Origin of the sequence: Bradyrhizobium sp. AZCC 2262 (assembly GCF_036924535.1) — a bacterium.
Taxonomy (GTDB): domain Bacteria; phylum Pseudomonadota; class Alphaproteobacteria; order Rhizobiales; family Xanthobacteraceae; genus Bradyrhizobium.
Map to the genome: position 1 here is coordinate 8744580 of NZ_JAZHRT010000001.1, position 17543 is coordinate 8762122.

Genomic DNA, 17543 nt, shown 5'->3' on the forward strand with positions numbered 1-17543 from the left:
CCGTCCCCGCGCATCGGCCATGGAACCCATCCTCTCGGCGTGGATTCGGATCGTGGTGAGCGGCGTGGGTGACCAGACCATGCCTGCCGGCATCAGATCTTGATCAGCCGCAGCTTCGTGCCCCAGGGATCGACAGTCTCGATGCCGTTCTCGATCGCCGCAGCCGGCGCGCCCGCCTGCCGTAGACGCAGCGTTTGGGCCTCGAGAATTTGCTGCGCCGCGACCTCCAGCGAAAACCACGCGAGCCCGGTGGCTGTGGCATCGCGCGGGCCGGCGCCGGCGCTCTGCCAGACGTTGATCGCGAGGTGATGGTGATAACGCCCGGAGGAAAGGAACGCGGCGCCGCTGCGCTTGCGGGTCGGGTCGAGACCAATGGTGCCGCTGTAGAAGCGGTCGGCCTGTTCGAGGTCGCCGACGCGCAGGTGCATGTGGCCGATGCGCAGGTCATCGGGGGCCTTGGCATAGTTGGTCGTGTGCGTGTCCGCCAGCGCCAGCAGGCCGTCGATGTCGAGCTGGTCGGTTGCCATTGCGACCGAGCCGGCTTCCCATTTCCAGAGCTCGGGCGCGCGATCGGCATAGACCTCGATGCCGTTGCCTTCGGGGTCGTCGAGATAGACGGACTCGCTGACGAGGTGGTCGGCGAAGCCGGACAGCGGGATCCTGTTTTTCGCCGCGTGCACCAGCCAGCGCGCGAGGTCCTTGCGCGTCGGCATCAGGAACGCCGTGTGATAAAGTCCCGCCGCGTTCCGCGCCTCGCGCGGTGCGCTCTCGCGCCGCTGCAGATGGAGCAGCGCCACGCCACCCGTGCCGAGGAGCGCGCCCATTATCGAGCGCGTCATGACGGTCAGGCCAATCGCGTCGCGATAGTAATCGGCGACCTTGTCGAGGTCGCGCACCCGCAAGTTCACCATGCCGATCCGCATCGGCGTCCGGCTGGCGAAGGTCGGCCCGCCGCCGCCCGCGGTCCCCTCGGCTTGCGCTGCCGCCATGGCGGCCGCGGTCAGCGACGAGGCGCCGGCGAGGTGAAGCAGCGTACGCCGCGTCAGGTCGATGGTCATGAAGGCTCCCTTTGACGACCGGTTGAGCGAAGCAAATCCTGCGCCGATCTGATCGCTGCCATCGCCCAACATACGGCCTGTCCGCCGGTTGTCGCAAATGTCGCGATATCAGTCCCGGAACCATCGTTGCGACGGGACGTTTGCTCCAGGCAAGCCATTTCAACGATTGGAGATCACAATGACGCGCGTCGCGGCAGTGATTGTCGTTGGACTATTGAGCGTGAGCGCCGCTACCGCCCAGTCTACCGGGACATCGGCTGCGAAGCCGGAAACGGCCTGCACCACCTCGCCGGCGGCAACGACCGGAAGCGGCGAGGAAAAGACCGCAAACTCAATGGCCGCTGAGAAGAGCGCCGTGTTGCCAGATGCCGGCGGATCCAACTCGGCTGCGCCCACAGTGCAGAGCGGCGGCAAGCCATTGAAGGTCGACCCGAACTGCCCGCCGGATTCCAAGCCGAAGTAAATGTTCCTTCGATCCGCCAATCTCGCGGGTGGTAACTGTCACACCTCGGCTGTCGCCTGCGCCGTTTCGCGCGCACCTCCGAGCAGCTTGATATTGAGCTTGCCGCTCGCGAACAGCATGTCATCGAGCGCTTCGCCGAGATCGGCTGACTTGATTGCCGTACCGCCATCCCGGCCAATGCCGGCTTGCGCGGTTCGCCGCATCAACTCCTTGATGAAGGCGGCGCTGACGCCTCTGGTCCGCCGGACGGCTTCGTCGATCAGGGTTTCGTCGAGCCGCAGCCCCTTGCCGTAGAGCTGAACCAGCTTCCTTCGGCCGGTGTCATCCGGCAGCGGAATTTCAATCGCCTGATCGACCCGGCCAGGTCGGTTGGCCAGCGCGCCCTCGAGCTGTTCGGGCCGGTTGGTAGTTAGGACAAACAGAATGTCCGCATCCTCTTTCAAACCGTCCATCTCGTTGAGAAGATTGTTGAGCATCGATTCTTCGCATGGCCCCATCATCTCGCGATCGGTTGCGATGAGATCGACATCCTCGATGATCACCATGGCCGGCTGCAACAGGCGAGCGAGGTTCATGTAGGCTCCGAGCAACTCAACCTGCGCGGCCATGATGATCAACGTCGTGTGGCCGGGCAGGTTGCTGGCGAGGTAGCGAATGGTATGGGTCTTCCCGGTGCCGGGCGGTCCGTACAGCAGGATTCCCTTGCGGGTCGATTGACCGAGCTGGCGCAGTTTTGTGCGATGCTGCACAAAGTTCAGGATGTTGCGGTCGAGCAGCTTCAGTGTTGCGTCGGGCAAGATCACGTTGGCGCGTTCAACGGGCGGCAGCTTGTGGACCATAAGGCCTCGCGACCTTCCGCGATAATTCGCGCCCCCGTCGAACGACAGGATCTTACCCCGGTAGCTATTCGCGGCGTTGACCGCGTCCTCGATAGCGATGAAGCAGCGCCTCACGAACTCCGCTCCCGCCGCTCCGGCAGACGCCGCGATTTCAATGCGAACACCCGTTTCTTCACCATGTTCGCGATGAGCAGAGAGCAAGACCGCATATCGCAGGTCTTCGGCGCCACACAGCCATAGTCCATTGTCGAGGCATTTGACCGGCTCGGCTTCGCCAATCTCCACATCATGGTATTGCGCTGGCGCGATGGCATGAGCGGCCTGTCCAGCACTCGTCAGCGAGGCGAAGGTGAGGGTCTCGTAGCGGTGGCGCTCCTGAATGCCGAAGAACCTGATGCGCTGGATGGAGAACAACTTGTCCACCGCCACCTGAACGTCGGCGCGCATATGCCCGGGAAACTGCCGCGACGTCGCGACCAGTCGATCGAGAGGGACGCCGGCGAAATGCCATCCAATGGCCGTGCAGGCAAAGTCGAACCGCTTTGTTTCCGTGATGGCACCGAGGTTTTCTGCGGCCGCCAGAAGGCAGTCCTCGCAGACCAGTGCCGCCTTGCCGACCCAACGGAGCGGGTCTTCGGAAAAATTGCCGCACAGCTTGCAGCGATCACTCCCCATGTCATCGCCGGCGCGGGCCGTGATCGCCAGTTGATGGCCCGATGCCCGGATCCGCTCCTGTGCAGCCTGCAACAGCGCCTCCGCGACAGTGCGCGGATACGTGCCGCAAACCGCCGTCCCCCTCCTTTCGATGGCGATCATCACTTCAATGGCGTCGCTGGACGGTTGGCTGAATACCGAGCGTAGCAGACCGATCACAAAATCCTGCGGGGTGTTCTCGTCATTATGAAGAACGAGCTGAACGTAACCAGGCTGAAGGCGATCCATTGAAAAACTCCGGAAGTGAACTGAAACAGCTTGTGTGATGCACAAGAACAAATCGGGAACAATCTTCAATAACCCGCAGAGGTTGTCAAGAGTAAATCCTGTAAGGTGGGGATTAACCGAGCCTGATGCCGCACGGATGCAGCAGGATTCCGGATGTGATTGCCAGTCGGCAAATCACTCGCTTCGCGCGTCGCGGTGTCAGTTTCTCTCGCGGAAATAGTCCGCTCGTGCCGTGCCCGCCATTCAGGAAGACGCTACGCGAGAGATGGTGGGCACGGCGCCAGTGCGCCTTTGCCCCGCCTACGACTGAGATGCTGCCCAGAACTTGCAACCCCACATCAGCCTTTCAATTTTGCGATAGAAGCCATGTCCACATTCAAATTCCTCGAACCCCCGCCACGATCTATTCTCCGTACAAATCAACCCTGAAGTGGCAGAGGAAATTGAGTCCGATGGCGGAAGCAGCAAAATCACGTGGCGAGGCGCCGGCCGCGTTGCCGACGTGGCCGGACGAAATCTACCACGTCCTCAAGGACGCCGGCATTCGCCAGGTCGCGATGGTGCCGGATGCCGGCCACAGCCGCCTGATCCGATCCTTCGAGGCCGATCCCGAAACCCGCGTCGTGACGCTGACGACGGAAGAAGAGGGCGTGGCGATGCTGGCGGGCGCATGGCTCGGCGGCGAGCGCGGCGTTCTGCTGCTGCAGTCGAGCGGTGTCGGCAACTGCATCAACATGTTGTCGCTGCCCGTCATCTGCCACATGCCGCTGTTGATGATCGTCACCATGCGCGGCGATTGGGGCGAGTTCAATCCGTGGCAGATCCCGATGGGGCAGGGCACGCGGCCCTCGCTGGAGGCCATGGGCGTGATCGTGAACAAGGTGGACGAGCCCGATCTGGTCGCTTCCGCCGTGCAGGGCGCGGCGAATCTTGCCTTCAACACCTGGAAGCCGGTAGCGGTCCTGCTCGGACAGCGCGTGCTCGGCGCCAAGAATTTCAAGGAGCTTGCCCGCAAATGACCAATCCCAACGCCCTTCTACATCGCCGGGACGTCGTCAACGAGCTCCTGCGTGACCGCGCCGACCTCCTCGTCATCGCCGGCCTCGGCGCGCCGAACTGGGACGTCTCCGCCGCCGGCGATCATCCCAACAATTTCCCGCTCTGGGGCGCCATGGGCGGCGCCTCGATGATCGGGCTCGGACTGGCGCTGGCGCAGCCGAAGCGAAAAGTGCTCGTCGTCACCGGCGACGGCGAGATGCTGATGAATATCGGCTCGCTCGCGTCAATCGCGGTGGAAGCGCCGAAGAATCTGACGATCGCCGTCCTCGACAATGAGCGTTTTGGCGAGACCGGCATGCAGAAAACCCCGACCGCCTCCGGCGTCGATCTCGCCGCCATCGCCACCGCCTGCGGCATCCGCACTTCGCGCATCGTCCGCACGATGGCGGAAGTCACCGAGCTGCGCGACCTCGCACACGAGGGACGGGGAACGGCATTCGCCCAGATCAAGATCAATCCCGAGGCGCTGGTCTTCGTAATGCCGCCGGCCGACGGCGTCATCCTGACGACGCGCTTCCGGCAATCGGTGCTAGGCGACGAGGCGCTGTTTAATTGAGGGATGGCGCTGCGACCAATGCCGTCATGCCCGGGGTCGTCCCGGGCATCCACGTCCTTGGCCGCCATTATGCGAGAAAGACGTGGATGGCCGGGTCAAGCCCGGCCATGACGAACAGTGAGCAAGATGGCGCTACGCCGTCATGTTGATCTTCCACAGACCTTCCTTCGAGAGCTGCTGAATCTCGGACACGATCAGCGTCGCAATCGTCGTCGTCGCGATCGACGGCGGATGGGCGATCGGCGAGGCCAGGATCAGTTCGCGCGACACCGAGGGACTGACGGCGGCCATCTCCAGCCGTTTCGCCGCCACCTCGGTGCGGATCGCCGACGGCGGCAACAGCGTATAGCCGAGCCCTTCCTCCATCAGGCTGATCTGGGCGCGATAGGAATCCACCTCGATCATGGCGTCGAGCTTCAATTTCTCGCGCGCCAGCGCCTTCGCCAGCAGCGCCCGCAAGCCGTGCGAGATGCTCGGCAGGATCAGCTTCTGCTTCGCCAGCCATTTGAGCTCGACCTGCTTCCGCTTGCTCAGGCCAGAGCCGGGCGGCCCGACGGCGACGATATCCTCGCGGCCGATCGACTGGACCTGAAGATGCAGATCGACCGCCGGCCCATAGATGATCGCGAGATCCATTTCGCCGCGGTGCAGCCACTCGACCAGATGGCCGCCATAGCTTTCCACGATGCGCAGCGAGACGTCGGGAAACTCGTTGATGACGCGGCGGGCGAACCGTCCGGACAGCACCGCGCTCACCGTCGGCACCAGGCCGAGGATGACGCGGCCCGACGGATTACCGTTCGCCGATTTGAGGTCGTCGCTGACCTGCTCGATCTGGCGAATGAGCCCCGTGGTGCGGTCGAGCAGCATCCGGCCGGCGCTGGTCAGCAGCATGCCGCGGCCGTTGCGGACGAACAGCTCGACGCGAAGCTCGTGCTCGAGCAGCTTGATGTGCCGGCTCAGCGCAGGCTGGGCGGCGCGCAGCCGGTCCGCCGCCTTGCTGAGGCTGCCCAGCTCGGCCACGGCGCGGAAGGTGCGCAATTGTTTGAGGTCCATTGGATGCCTAGATGCTCATTCAGCGGCATCATATGCGGTTTCGAGCAGGCCCGTGCAATTAGATCAATGCTCCCATGACATGAGAGTTAATGGCCTGCCGGGCGTGACGGGCCGCGCGCGATGCTGCTAGTCATGCAAGTACGATCCACACCTGGAATTCCCGATTCATGACCTTGCCGTCCGTCACCCCACCCGAAATCCGCACCGCGCTGCTGTTGCGCGATGAAATCGCACTGCTCGATGTCAGGCATGAGGCCGTCTTTGCCACCGGCCATCCGCTGTTTGCCGCCAACATGGCCGCTGACCGGATCACGTTGGAGGCCGAAGCGCGGCTGCCGCGCAAGGACGCGCCGATCGTCCTCTACGATGACGGTGAAGGCCTCGTGCCGCAGGCTGCGGATCGTCTGAACGCCTTGGACTACACCAATGTCCGCCAGCTTGACGTTGGGCTGCGGGGCTGGAAATCGGCGGGCTATGAAGTGTTCCAGGACGTCAATTCCTATGCCAAGGCCTTTGGCGAGCTGGTGGAGCATCGCCGCCACACGCCTTCGCTGGCCGCCGAGGAAGTCAGCGCCCTGATTGCTGATGGCGCCAACATTCAAATCCTCGATGTCCGCCGGTTCGACGAATACGCGACCATGAATATCCCGGGCTCGATCAGCGTACCCGGTGCGGAGCTGGTGCTGCGTGCGGGCCGCGCTGCGCCGGATTCCGAAACCACCATTATCGTCAATTGCGCCGGCCGCACCCGCTCGATCATCGGCACGCAATCGCTGATCAATGCCGGCGTCACCAACAAGGTGCGGGCGCTGCGCAACGGAACGATCGGCTGGACGCTGGCCAAACAGAATCTCGAACATGGCTCGAAGAGACGCGGCGAGATCGGCGCCATCGCGGGCGGTGACGCCAATGCGCGTGATGTCGCCTATCGCGCCGGCGTCCGGCACGTGGGCCTTGCGGAGATGGCGGCGCTGCAGGCGCAGGCCGATCGAACGCTGTATCGTTTCGACGTGCGCTCGGAAGAGGAATACTCCGCGGGCCATCTCACAGGCTTTCGCCATTATGCTGGCGGGCAGCTGGTGCAGGAGATCGACATGGCAGCCCCGGTGCGCGGCGCGCGCATCGTGCTGACCGACAATTTGCGTGTCCGCGCCGACATGACCGCGTCCTGGCTCGCGCAGATGGGATGGGAAACCTATGTGCTCGAAGGCGGCTATGACGGCACGCTCGAGATCGGCCCGCCGCTTGTGATTCCAAAGCCCGATCCGTCACATCGCTATCGTCGTCCCTATGAGGGCACCGATATCAAGGAAAGCGCGATGCAGGCCTATCTTGACTGGGAGTACGGCCTCGTCGAACAGCTCCGCCGCGACGCAAGCCACGGATTTTTCGTCATCTGAGCCGCGCAGCATGGGTGGAGCGACTTGTCGCGCCGTAGCTCAAAGAGCGAAGGCGGAAGCGATGCCCATCATTCGTCGCCGCCCATCATGCTCTCAAGTTTTTCCGCCGCATAATTCTCGCCGATCGACAACGCACAAATCCGCGAGAGCTGCACGTAGGAAAGCCCGGTCTCCTCGGCCCATGCGTTGAACTGCGCCTGCACCTTGGCGAGATCGCGCTTCGAAGTCACCGTTTCCGCGATGTCGAGCCCGGCGTCGCGCAGGCACAGCACGACGTCCCTGGAGGTGACGAACCCGTCCCAGCCGAGGAAGCGCAGCATCATCTGTCCGGTATTGCCGCCGAGCCGGCTGCCGCGCTTGGACAGGAGTTCGAGCAGCCCGACCTCGTCGGACGAGGGCCAGTTCGCGAGGAACTTGCCGAAGCTGCCGTGCTCCCGGGCGATGTCCCGGACGAAGCTGGCATTGGCGCGCACCGACATGATCTTGGCGCCGTTGCGCACGATGCGCGTGTCCTTCATCAGGTCGTCCCAGAACTCGTCCGGCTTCAGCGACAGCGGGCCCGGCTTGAAGCCGAGAAATGCTTTCTCGAAGCCAGGCCATTTGCTCTCGATCACGCTCCAGGCAAACCCCGCCGAGAATGCCCGCTTGGTCATTTCGGCGAGAATCCGGTCGTCACCGAGCCTGGCGAGCGTCTTCGGGTCGGGATTGGCCGGCAGCAGCTTGGCGAGCGCCTTGGGGCCGCCTTTGCGCTTCTCGGCCCTGGCGCGAATGGTCTTGAACGCGGTCACGGTGTTCGGCCCCCCCCTGAACGACGGCTGATGTGAAAAATATGCGTAAAACGCCTCAAAACCGCAGTGTAGCCGATCATTAGCGTCGCTGCATGCAGCCTGAGAGGTTAACCGTCGCAGAAGTGATCGGCTGACCTGCAAAGAATGGATGGCGTATTGGCTGGTTTTCGCCTAAAGCACCCGCAACCTCAATGAAATCGGTCAGGCCGTACGGCTGCGCTTTGTGAAACGCGCAAGCCTCGAGCCATTTCGGTTCGGGGCAGTATTCAACATTTCCGGCTGATAGAGCCAACCAGGGTCTGACATCACGTGACATTATTGCCCACCCATCCGCCGCTCGCCCGAGCTTTGGCGGAACGCAACTTCGATCGGCTTACGCAGGTACAGACCGCGGTGCTGGCCGACGACGCGGCCGGCCGCGACCTGCTGGTTTCGGCGCAAACCGGTTCGGGCAAAACGGTCGCCTACGGCCTGGCGCTTGCAAACAACCTGCTTAATGGCGCCGAGCGGTTCGAGCGCGCCGCCGCCCCGCTGGCGCTGATCGTCGCACCGACGCGCGAATTGGCGCTTCAGGTGCATCGCGAACTCGCCTGGCTCTATCAGCATGCCGATGCGCGCGTGGTTTCCTGTGTCGGCGGCATGGATCCGCGCCGCGAGCAGCGTGAGCTCGCCGCGGGCGCTCACATCGTGGTCGGCACGCCCGGGCGGCTCTGCGACCATCTGCGGCGCGGCCGGCTCGACGTCTCGGAACTGAAGGCGATCGTGCTCGACGAGGCCGACGAGATGCTCGATCTCGGTTTTCGCGAGGACATGGAATTCATCCTTGAGGCCACGCCGGACGAACGCCGCACGCTGCTGTTTTCGGCGACGTTGCCGCGTGGCATCGTGGCGCTGGCGAAGGAATATCAGCAACAGGCCTTTCGCGTCGAAGTCGCGGGCGACGAGGGCGGCCATGCCGACATCGAGTACCGCGCGATCCGGATTGCCGCCGGCGATGTCGAGCACGCCGTCGTCAATATTCTGCGATTCTACGAATCACCGAGCGCACTGGTGTTTTGCAACACGCGGGAAGCTGTTCGACATCTGCAGGCGACACTGCTGGAGCGCGGCTTCTCCGTGGTCGCGCTGTCAGGCGAACTGACCCAGAACGAGCGAACCCAGGCACTGCAGGCGTTGCGGGATGGCCGCGCCCGCGTCTGCGTGGCGACCGACGTGGCGGCGCGCGGCATCGACCTGCCGAACCTCGATCTCGTCATTCACGCCGATATTCCGAATGATCCGGAAGTCATGCAGCATCGCTCCGGCCGTACCGGCCGCGCGGGCCGCAAGGGCGTCAGCATCATTTTGGTGCCGCCGGCACGCAGGCGGCGCGCCGAGGTGCTGCTGAATCTCGCCGGCATCGATACGGTGTGGGGCACGGCGCCCCAGCCGGATGAAATTCGCAAGCTCGATCAGGAGCGCATGCTGAAAGATGCGCTGTTTTCAGAGGAGACGACGCCTGAGGATCTGGCGCTGGCGCAGGCCCTGCTCGCCGAACGGTCGGCGGAGGACGTTGCCGCGGCGCTGGCGCGGCTCTATCGCGCACGGCTCCCGTCGCCCGAGGACATCGTCGATCCCGGCGAGAATCGTGTCAAATCTCGTGCGGAACGCGCCCGGGAGAAGACCGATCGCGAGACCGGTCAGGGATCGAAGCCTGCAAAATCCTCGCCGCGTCACCGCATGGAGGACGGCGTCTGGTTCAGCGCCGCGATCGGCCGCAGGAAGAACGCCGAAGCGCGCTGGCTGCTGCCGATGCTGTGCCGCCGCGGCAGTATCAAGAAGGAGGACATCGGCGCCATCCGCATTCTCGATACTACCACCGAGTTCGAGATTTCCGCGCGCGTCGCCGACCGCTTCGCCGCACGAATCCGTCGTCCCGACAAGGAAGACAGCATCCGCATCGAGGCGATGAAAGATGCGCCGCGACGCGAGGAGGTTCGCGAGAAGGAATGGACACCAAAGTCGCACGGCAAAAACGCAAAGACCCCTGACAAGCCGGCGTTTGACAAGAAGGCGCATTACGATACCAAAAGGCGGGATCGAGCCGAGCCGGCGCACGCGGGAAAGCCGCGGCATGAACATGGAGCGTCTGCAAAGCCCGCATTCGGCAAGAAGAAAAAGAAGAAGTTTCGCGGTTGACCGGCGGGATCTCCATCTCAGGCCGCTGCCGCCGATCTGACGGAGGCGCGTCATGGATGCCAGCTTCAAGCGAAACACGGGTTCACGTGGCGACAGTGTGATCGACCGCCGTTCTGTTCTCACGCTTATCAGCGCGGCGCTGATGCCTTCTCTTGTCAGCGCCGCCCAATATCCGTCCCGGCCGATCAGGATCATCGTGCCGTTTGGACCGGGAGGGTCGGGCGACATCACGGCGCGCCTGATTGGCAAGCAGATCGAGGAGAAAACCAGGCAGGCGGTCGTCATCGACAATCGCCCCGGTGCCAACGGCATCATCGGCACCATGGCGGTGAAGATCGCGGAGCCTGACGGCTATACGGTGCTGCTGATCACCACCAGCACCCATGCCGCCAATGTCAGCCTCGTGCGCAATCTGTCTTACGATCCTGCCAAGGACTTCACCGTGGTCGGCGTGTTTCGTTCCAGCGGCAGCTACCTGATGGTGCGGCCGCAGGCGCCGTGGCGCGACCTTGCCGGCTTGATCGCGGCCGCCAAGGCCGCGCCCGGCAAGTTCACCTTTGGTTATTTCAATGCCTCCTCGCGCACGCCGCCCGAGTATCTCGGCAAGCTCGCCGGGGTCGAGCTGCAGGGTGTGCCTTATCGCGCGATCGCAAATGCGGTGGCGGATTTGATCGGCGGTGAAATTAATTGCCTGTTCATGGATACGACGGCCTCGAATCAATATTTGCAGAACGGTCAGCTGCGTCCGCTGGCGATTACGCGGTTGAAGCGCGCGCCGACAACGCCGGATGTGCCGGCCGTCGCCGAGACCTTTCCGGGCTTCGAACTCACCGGCTTCCTCGGCATGGCCGTCCCGTCGGCCACGCCTCGCGATATCGTCGAGCAATTGAACGGGTTGATCAACGAGGCCTTGGCCGCGCCGGCGGTACGAAGGCGAATGGACGAGTTCGGCTTGTCCTGGGATACTACGGACCTTGCCGCCTGTGAAGCTGAAGTGCGGGCGGAGCGCGAGCGCTGGACTGAATATACTCGCGTTGCCGGTATTCAGCCCGAGTGATGCATTGAACAGAGGACGATCATGAGCGTCTACATCATCGCGCAGCTGAAGTTCACCCGTCGCGAACTCTATGACCGCTATCAATCGCGCTTCATGGGCGTATTCAGCAAATTCAAGGGCAAGCTGCTGGTGGCGGACGCGCATCCGGTGGTGCTGGAAGGCGAGTGGCCGCGCGACAAGGTCGTGATCATGGAATTCCCGGATGACGCTGCCGCGCAGGAATTCCAGAATTCTCCCGAATATCAGGAGATATCGGTGGATCGAAAAGCGGGCGTCGACGCGATCGTGCTCACGGTGAGAGGCCTGTCCTGAACGGGCCGGGCGAGCACGACTTCATATCCCCGTGAAACTGCGGGTGAAGCTGCCCGGGTTTGGCCAGGAGCATTGCAGTAATGATGAGGGTCATATAAAAGGCTCTCGCTGTGTTCAATCGTTGCAGGAGCGGCTTCCATGGGAACGGCAATCGTCATCGGTGTTGGGCCGGATCAAGGCCTTGGCGCGCAGCTCTGCAAACGCTTTGCGGCTGAGGGCCTCAATATTCTGGTCGGCACTCGATGCCGTCGTGGCCGATATCGTCGCCGCGGGTGGGCGTGCAGTTTCCGTGGTCGCGGACGCGACCAGCGAAGCCGATATTGTCGCGTTGTTCGATCAGGCAGGCGGCGACCTCGAGCTGGCGATCTACAACGCGGGCAACAATACGCCAGGCAAGATCATCGATATGGAGGCCGGCTATTTCGAGCAGAGCTGGCGCGTCGTATGCTTTGGCGGCTTCTTGTTCGGGCGTGAAGCCGTCCGCCGCATGGTTCCGAAAGGCGTGGGAACGCTGCTGTTTACGGGTGCGAGCGCGTCTCTCAGGGGACGTTCGGGCTTCGGTGCTTTCAATTCGGCCAAGGCCGGGCTTCGCACGTTGGCGCAGGCGATGGCAAAGGAATACGCAAGCGACGGTATCCATGTCGGCCACGTGGTGGTCGATGGTGCGATCGGCGGTGAAAAGATAAGAAAGCGTTTCCCTGACGCGGCTAGCCGCGAGGATCGACTGATCAGCATCGACGGCATCGTTGACAGCTTCGTTTTTCTTCACAAGCAGCCGCGCCGGGCCTGGTCCTTCGAACTCGACGTGCGAACCTCGCACGAGAATTGGTGAATCCCGGCGGATATTTCGGCAGCGGTTCAGCGCCTGAGATGGCGGACCAGCGTGCTCGCCGTTTCAAGCGCTAAGTTGATACGCGTTGGAGTCACGGCAAAAGCCGTGACCTGTGTACGTACGAGATTGGCGTCTCTCGCCTCAAGGGCGTCTCAAGGGTTTATCAAGCTTCCTCACGTCCATTTGTCCCGTGCGACGAAGAACCTGTGAACTATCTCACAGGCCTTCTTCGCGCGGGCTGACATTTTGCCCGCGCGAAACACCAGCACGCGGGGCATCAGCGATGCGTATTTTCTCCGAAGGCGAATTCAGGCAGCGTACGAAGCGCAAGGGCTTCTTTGCACGCCTGCTCGAAGCGCTTCACCGCTCGCGGCGCCGCGAGGCGATACGGGTGTTGCGTCGTTACCGTCATTTGATCGCCGGACAGGCACAGGTTCGTCCCGCGACGTATGCGCCTGGATCCCGACAAACCGAGAAGAGCAGCCGAAATGCCCACGGAAATAGCACGCTCGCCAACGCCATCCGCCGGGCGCGCCGGAATGCCAGGAATGAATTCGCGTGACGTAACGCCACTTAGCATCACTGCGCTCGCCATCATCGCCATCCTCATACTGGTCCTGCATGTCGCTGGCGGCGACTTGCTCGTTCATTCGCAGGCGCATGCGTCGATTGCTGCGCCGGGCGATGAAGCGATGTGCCCGGCGGATGCAGCGCCGTCGGCGCCATCACTGCCGTTTAACTAGCCTATTCGCGAGGGGCGAAACGCATGCCGGATCTGGCGACCAATCTGCTGTTGTGCGTCGCCGTGTTCGCCGGCGCCTTTGTCTCCAGCCTTGCCAGCTTTGCGTTCTCCGCCGTGGCGGGCGCGATCCTGCTGCGCATTTTCCAGCCGATGGAGGCGATGCCCCTGATGATGGCCTGCAGTATCGGCGTGCAGGCCGCCAATTTATGGGCGCTCCGCCGCAAACATCCAGTGGGAAGGCAGCCTGCTCTTGATCGTCGGTGGCGCGCTCGGCATCCCGATTGCGATCTACCTGCTGCAGAATGCGGACACGCACATTCTCCGGGTAGCCTTCGGGATCATCGTCGCCATCTATGCCGGCTATATACTGTTCCGGCCGACGCTGGCGCGCGGCGGCGCAACAGCCCAGCCGGCATCTCACGGCGCTGATCGGATTCGGCGGCGGCCTGGTCGGCGGCTTGACCGCGATGCCCGGCGCCATTCCGACCATCTGGTGCGACATGCGCGGACTGCCGAAGAGCGACCAGCGCGGGCTGGTGCAGCCGTTCATCGCCATCATGCAGGTGCTGGCGCTGGCGTTATTGCTCGGGCGCCAAAGCCTGTCTTCCAAACTCGTGATCGACTTCGTCATCAGCGTGCCGGCGCTGTTCGCGGGTTCCGTGCTCGGCATTGTTGCATTCCGGAACATCAATGAGGTCGGGTTTCGCCGGGCTATTCTTGTGCTATTGCTGGTCTCAGGCGCTTCGCTCGCTTTGGCGTGATGGTGTGATCACGGCCGGAGGCTGCGAGGCTTTAAAAGCCCAACAGCACTGGCCGAAAGAATCATGACCGCACATCAGCGTAACGTTTCCGTCTCGATCGATCCCGTGAAACTCGACCGCCTCGCCGAAGTCGCGGTCAAGGTCGGCTTGCGGCTGCAGCCGGGACAGGACCTGCTGCTGACCGCGCCCTCGGTCGCGCTGCCGCTGGTACGCCGGATTGCCGAACATGCCTACAAGGCCGGCGCGGGTATCGTGACCCCGTTCCTGTCGGATGAGGAGATCACGCTGTCGCGCTATCGCTACGGTCACAATGACAGCTTCGATCGCGCCGCCGGCTGGCTCTATGAGGGCATGGCGAAGGCGTTCAGCGCCAACACCGCGCGGCTGGCCATCGTCGGCGACAATCCGATGCTGCTGTCGGGCGAGGATCCGGCGAAGGTAGCGCGCGCGAGCAAGGCCAATTCGATCGCCTATCAGCCGGCGCTGGAGAAGATCGTCAATTTCGATACCAACTGGAACATCATCGCCTATCCGAGCCCGTCCTGGGCGAAGCAGGTTTTCCCGGACGTCCCGGAGGATGTAGCGGTGGCGAAGCTGGCGGATGCGATCTTTGCGGCATCCCGCGTCGATCAGGACGGCGCCGTCGCTGCGTGGGAAAAGCACAACGCCGTGCTGCGCGAGCGGACCGAATGGCTGAACGGCCAGCGCTTCCACGCACTGAAATATTCCGGACCCGGCATGGATCTGACGATCGGTCTTGCCGACGGCCACGAATGGGCAGGCGGCGCCTCGACCGCCAGGAACGGCATCACCTGCAACGCCAACATCCCGACCGAGGAAGTCTTCACCACGCCGCATTGCCGGCGCGTCAGCGGCCACGTCGTCAGCTCAAAACCGCTGTCCTATCAGGGTTCCCTGATCGACAACATCGCCGTGCGGTTCGAGGAAGGCCGCATCGTCGAGGCAAAGGCTTCGCGCGGCGAAGAGGTGCTGAAGAAAGTGCTCGATACCGATGAGGGCGCAGCGCGTCTCGGCGAAGTGGCGCTGGTGCCGCATTCCTCCCCGATCTCGAAGAGCGGACTGTTGTTCTTCAACACGCTGTTCGATGAGAACGCCGCCTCCCACATCGCGCTCGGCCAGTGCTACTCGAAATGCTTCGTCGGGGGCGACAAGCTGACCCCGCAGCAGATCGCGGCGCAAGGCGGCAACAAGAGCCTGATTCACATCGACTGGATGATCGGTTCAAACGAGACCGATATCGACGGCATGCACGCCGACGGAAGCCGCGTGCCGGTGTTCCGCAAGGGCGAGTGGGCGTGAGACGATCTCTCACGCCGGCCGTCGTCAATCGAACTTGAGCTTGTAGAAGTCGGTCGCCGTCTTCGAGAACAGCGCCGTCTTCTCCGCCTCGCTATATGGCGCGGCCAGCCGCTTGAAGGCGTTGAAGATCACCTGATAGCTGCACTGGCCTTTATCCGGCGGAAAATTGCTTTCGAACATGCATCGGTTGGGCCCAAAGGCCTCGATGCAGGTTTCGATGTAGGGACGCCACGCGGCCGCGGCTTCCTCTGAAGACGGCGGTTTGGGCCGCAGATGAAAATCGTAGCCGAGCAGGCACATCGCGAGCCCGCCGAGCTTGACGACAACGTTTTCACATTTGGCGATTTCCTGGATCGAGGCTTTCCACACCGGAAAGATTTCCTCGCGCCGTCCGGCATAGCTGCCGATGCCGATCGGGCCGCCGCAATGATCGAGCACGATCTTGGTGTCGGGAAAGGCGTGCGCGAGGTCGGTGAGTTCGCCGATCTGCGGGTGAAACAGCCAGGCATCGAAGCTCAAGCCCAGGGGCGCTAGGCAGGCAAAGCCCTTGCGGAAGGTGCTGTCGAGCAACAGCCCCTTCGGCCGTGTCGCATACATGCCGGCGACGTTGGGATCGGCATCCCACGCCGACGAGTGCCGGATGCCGCGGAAGCGGCCGTTGCCGGCAACGATTTCCGCCTCCAGCACGGCCTTGGCGCCGTCGCCGAGCAGCAGATTGACGTGGCTGACGATGCCGGCGCAGATCGCGGCCTTGCCATAGCCGCCGCTCGCGGCCATGGCCGCTACGCCATTGGCGAACTCGACCTCGCCGACCGGGCGGAACGCCTCAGGGCCGTGCGCGCGGTACATCGAACGGCAATCGACATAGACGGTGGCGATGATGCTGTGGCCGGAGGCGATGTCGGCCGCCATCTCCTCGATCATGTAGCGCAGGCCGCCGCGGTCCCAGAGATGGTGATGCGGGTCGACGATCGGACGGGTGGGATCGATGATCTCCTCGGTGTGTTGCGCGAGCCAGTCCTCGCGCGGATCGGCATAGAGCCCGCTCTTCGAGGCGGGTGCAGTGCTGGCGGCCATGAGTTTCGCTCCCTTGATTTTTGTTTGTTGGTGGCTCGCTGCCGTGAACGTTTCAGTCCGGCAGGCCACGGATGAAATCGATGATCGCGGCGCTGACCTCGCTTGGTCGCTCCTGCTGGGTCCAGTGTCCGCAGCCGGGCAGAATTCGCACGTCACGCAGCGTCGTAACGAACTGCCTGAGGTTGGCGAGATGCTGGTCCATGCCGGGGGGAGCAGCCATGACCATGTCATGGTCGCCGGCGATAAAGAGTGCCGGGACCTTCACCCTGACGTCTGCGAACGCCGCCATCAGTTCCCAATTACGGTCAATGTTGCGATAATAATTGAGCGAACCGCGGAAGCCGCTGCGCCTGAATTCGCCGGCGTAGAACTCGATATCGGCTTCGCTGAGCCACGCGGGCAGCGGTAGTGGCGTCCCCGTTCCCTGCAACATGCCGCCGTCGCGCGGCACCATGCCCGGGGTGCGCGTGATGTCACCGCGTGCCGCAGCGGCGCGGAATGCAGTAGCGCCTTCGCCCGACGCGCCGTAGAGCATGCGATGCACGGTGATGCGCGGATCCCGCTCCAGCTCCGCCTCCGCTACGCCCGGCTCCTGAAAATACAGCTGGTAGAATTGCGCGTCCGCAGTCTGCGGCATCACGCTGGTCGGGCGCGCCGGGCCACGCGGTCGAAGCGGCACGCTGAGGCTGGCAACGGCGCGGAAGCGGTCGGGGCGCAGGCGCGCCGCCTGCCAGGCGATCTGCGCGCCCCAGTCATGGCCGACGATCACAGCGGTTGGCGCTTCGAGGGCATCGAGCAGCCCCAGCAGATCGCCGATCAGATGGAAGATCGTGTATTGATCGATCGCCTCCGGCCGGTCGCTCTTGCCGTAACCGCGCATATCAGGAGCGACGGCGTGGAAGCCGGCTTCGGCCAGCGCGGTGAGCTGATGACGCCAGGAATACCAGGACTCCGGGAATCCGTGACACAGGATCACCGGCGGCCCCTTGCCCTGCTCGGCGATATTGAGGCGGATACCATTGCTCTCGACGATTCGCTGCACAGGTCCGCTCACGTTTCCCTCCCCTTGAGTTGCTAGTTTTTATTTTCGTCATTGCGAGCGC

Annotated in this window: 16 protein-coding genes and 1 pseudogene; 11 read left to right on the top strand and 6 right to left on the bottom strand. The window is 63.3% G+C overall.

Annotation, left to right across the window (positions count from 1 at the left end; genetic code table 11):
- Positions 1-92: 92 nt before the first annotated feature.
- Complete coding sequence (locus V1283_RS41075) at positions 93-1058, bottom strand: VOC family protein (RefSeq protein ID WP_334392266.1); 966 nt, start codon at positions 1056-1058, stop codon at positions 93-95.
- 178 nt (positions 1059-1236) lie between these two features.
- On the opposite strand from V1283_RS41075, the gene V1283_RS41080 reads away from it, so the two are divergent.
- Complete coding sequence (locus V1283_RS41080) at positions 1237-1521, top strand: hypothetical protein (protein ID WP_334392267.1); 285 nt, start codon at positions 1237-1239, stop codon at positions 1519-1521.
- Between the two features lie 38 nt (positions 1522-1559).
- Here the strand turns inward: V1283_RS41080 and V1283_RS41085 are convergent, their stop codons facing one another.
- The gene (locus V1283_RS41085; protein ID WP_334392268.1) at positions 1560-3302 is read right to left on the bottom strand and encodes an ATP-dependent Clp protease adaptor ClpS; all 1743 of its coding nucleotides are present in this window, start codon (positions 3300-3302) and stop codon (positions 1560-1562) included.
- Positions 3303-3754: 452 nt separating this feature from the next.
- Here V1283_RS41085 and V1283_RS41090 point away from each other — a divergent pair, with 452 nt between their 5' ends.
- Both V1283_RS41090 and V1283_RS41095 read left to right on the top strand, forming a co-directional pair.
- Positions 3755-4321, top strand: a complete 567-nt coding sequence (locus V1283_RS41090; RefSeq protein ID WP_334392269.1) for a thiamine pyrophosphate-binding protein — start codon at positions 3755-3757, stop codon at positions 4319-4321.
- Positions 4318-4917: a thiamine pyrophosphate-dependent enzyme gene (locus V1283_RS41095; protein ID WP_334392270.1), complete on the top strand. Its 600-nt coding sequence runs from the start codon at positions 4318-4320 to the stop codon at positions 4915-4917. Before V1283_RS41090 ends, V1283_RS41095 begins: the two co-directional genes overlap by 4 nt.
- 132 nt (positions 4918-5049) lie before the next feature.
- Here V1283_RS41095 and V1283_RS41100 read toward each other — a convergent pair whose 3' ends face one another.
- Positions 5050-5973, bottom strand: coding sequence for a LysR family transcriptional regulator (locus V1283_RS41100; RefSeq protein ID WP_334392271.1), 924 nt, complete (start codon positions 5971-5973; stop codon positions 5050-5052).
- 167 nt (positions 5974-6140) lie between these two features.
- Between V1283_RS41100 and V1283_RS41105 the strand changes: the two genes are divergently transcribed.
- Positions 6141-7373, top strand: a complete 1233-nt coding sequence (locus V1283_RS41105; RefSeq protein WP_334392272.1) for a rhodanese-like domain-containing protein — start codon at positions 6141-6143, stop codon at positions 7371-7373.
- Positions 7374-7441: 68 nt separating this feature from the next.
- On the opposite strand, the gene V1283_RS41110 is transcribed toward V1283_RS41105, so the two are convergent.
- A complete protein-coding gene (locus V1283_RS41110; RefSeq protein WP_334392273.1) occupies positions 7442-8161 on the bottom strand; it encodes a DNA-3-methyladenine glycosylase I in 720 nt (239 codons plus the stop codon).
- Positions 8162-8470: 309 nt separating this feature from the next.
- On the opposite strand from V1283_RS41110, the gene V1283_RS41115 reads away from it, so the two are divergent.
- From V1283_RS41115 to V1283_RS41145, 7 genes and pseudogenes are all read left to right on the top strand, one after another.
- Positions 8471-10339 (top strand): DEAD/DEAH box helicase, encoded by a 1869-nt coding sequence (locus V1283_RS41115; protein WP_334392274.1) that lies wholly within the window; start codon positions 8471-8473, stop codon positions 10337-10339.
- A 52-nt stretch (positions 10340-10391) separates the two neighbouring features.
- A complete protein-coding gene (locus tag V1283_RS41120; protein ID WP_334392275.1) occupies positions 10392-11396 on the top strand; it encodes a Bug family tripartite tricarboxylate transporter substrate binding protein in 1005 nt (334 codons plus the stop codon).
- Between the two features lie 21 nt (positions 11397-11417).
- Complete coding sequence (locus tag V1283_RS41125; protein WP_334392276.1) at positions 11418-11708, top strand: DUF1330 domain-containing protein; 291 nt, start codon at positions 11418-11420, stop codon at positions 11706-11708.
- A gap of 250 nt (positions 11709-11958) precedes the next feature.
- Positions 11959-12540 carry an SDR family NAD(P)-dependent oxidoreductase gene (locus V1283_RS41130; RefSeq protein ID WP_334392277.1) on the top strand — a complete coding sequence of 194 codons (582 nt, stop codon included), beginning with the start codon at positions 11959-11961 and terminating at the stop codon, positions 12538-12540.
- A 548-nt stretch (positions 12541-13088) separates the two neighbouring features.
- On the top strand, positions 13089-13283 hold the full coding sequence (locus V1283_RS41135) for a hypothetical protein (RefSeq protein ID WP_334392278.1): 195 nt from the start codon (positions 13089-13091) through the stop codon (positions 13281-13283).
- Between the two features lie 23 nt (positions 13284-13306).
- Positions 13307-14043 (top strand): annotated as a pseudogene (locus tag V1283_RS41140) (sulfite exporter TauE/SafE family protein).
- A gap of 63 nt (positions 14044-14106) precedes the next feature.
- Entirely contained in the window at positions 14107-15363 is a 1257-nt protein-coding gene (locus V1283_RS41145) for an aminopeptidase (protein WP_334392280.1), read from the top strand.
- A 24-nt stretch (positions 15364-15387) separates the two neighbouring features.
- Here the strand turns inward: V1283_RS41145 and V1283_RS41150 are convergent, their stop codons facing one another.
- Entirely contained in the window at positions 15388-16440 is a 1053-nt protein-coding gene (locus tag V1283_RS41150) for an amidohydrolase family protein (protein WP_334392281.1), read from the bottom strand.
- 52 nt (positions 16441-16492) lie between these two features.
- On the bottom strand, positions 16493-17494 hold the full coding sequence (locus V1283_RS41155) for an alpha/beta fold hydrolase (protein ID WP_334392282.1): 1002 nt from the start codon (positions 17492-17494) through the stop codon (positions 16493-16495).
- Between the last annotated feature and the right edge of the window lie 49 nt (positions 17495-17543).

What these genes read in the sequence shown, in the direction of transcription:
- V1283_RS41095 (WP_334392270.1), top strand. Translation starts at nt 4,318, where the DNA reads ATGACCAATCCCAACGCCCTTCTACATCGCCGGGACGTCGTCAACGAG.
- V1283_RS41145 (WP_334392280.1), top strand. Translation starts at nt 14,107, where the DNA reads ATGACCGCACATCAGCGTAACGTTTCCGTCTCGATCGATCCCGTGAAA.
- V1283_RS41090 (WP_334392269.1), top strand. Translation starts at nt 3,755, where the DNA reads ATGGCGGAAGCAGCAAAATCACGTGGCGAGGCGCCGGCCGCGTTGCCG.
- V1283_RS41135 (WP_334392278.1), top strand. Translation starts at nt 13,089, where the DNA reads ATGAATTCGCGTGACGTAACGCCACTTAGCATCACTGCGCTCGCCATC.
- V1283_RS41125 (WP_334392276.1), top strand. Translation starts at nt 11,418, where the DNA reads ATGAGCGTCTACATCATCGCGCAGCTGAAGTTCACCCGTCGCGAACTC.
- V1283_RS41100 (WP_334392271.1), bottom strand. Translation starts at nt 5,973, where the DNA reads ATGGACCTCAAACAATTGCGCACCTTCCGCGCCGTGGCCGAGCTGGGC.
- V1283_RS41150 (WP_334392281.1), bottom strand. Translation starts at nt 16,440, where the DNA reads ATGGCCGCCAGCACTGCACCCGCCTCGAAGAGCGGGCTCTATGCCGAT.
- V1283_RS41120 (WP_334392275.1), top strand. Translation starts at nt 10,392, where the DNA reads ATGGATGCCAGCTTCAAGCGAAACACGGGTTCACGTGGCGACAGTGTG.
- V1283_RS41075 (WP_334392266.1), bottom strand. Translation starts at nt 1,058, where the DNA reads ATGACCATCGACCTGACGCGGCGTACGCTGCTTCACCTCGCCGGCGCC.
- V1283_RS41080 (WP_334392267.1), top strand. Translation starts at nt 1,237, where the DNA reads ATGACGCGCGTCGCGGCAGTGATTGTCGTTGGACTATTGAGCGTGAGC.
- V1283_RS41085 (WP_334392268.1), bottom strand. Translation starts at nt 3,302, where the DNA reads ATGGATCGCCTTCAGCCTGGTTACGTTCAGCTCGTTCTTCATAATGAC.
- V1283_RS41105 (WP_334392272.1), top strand. Translation starts at nt 6,141, where the DNA reads ATGACCTTGCCGTCCGTCACCCCACCCGAAATCCGCACCGCGCTGCTG.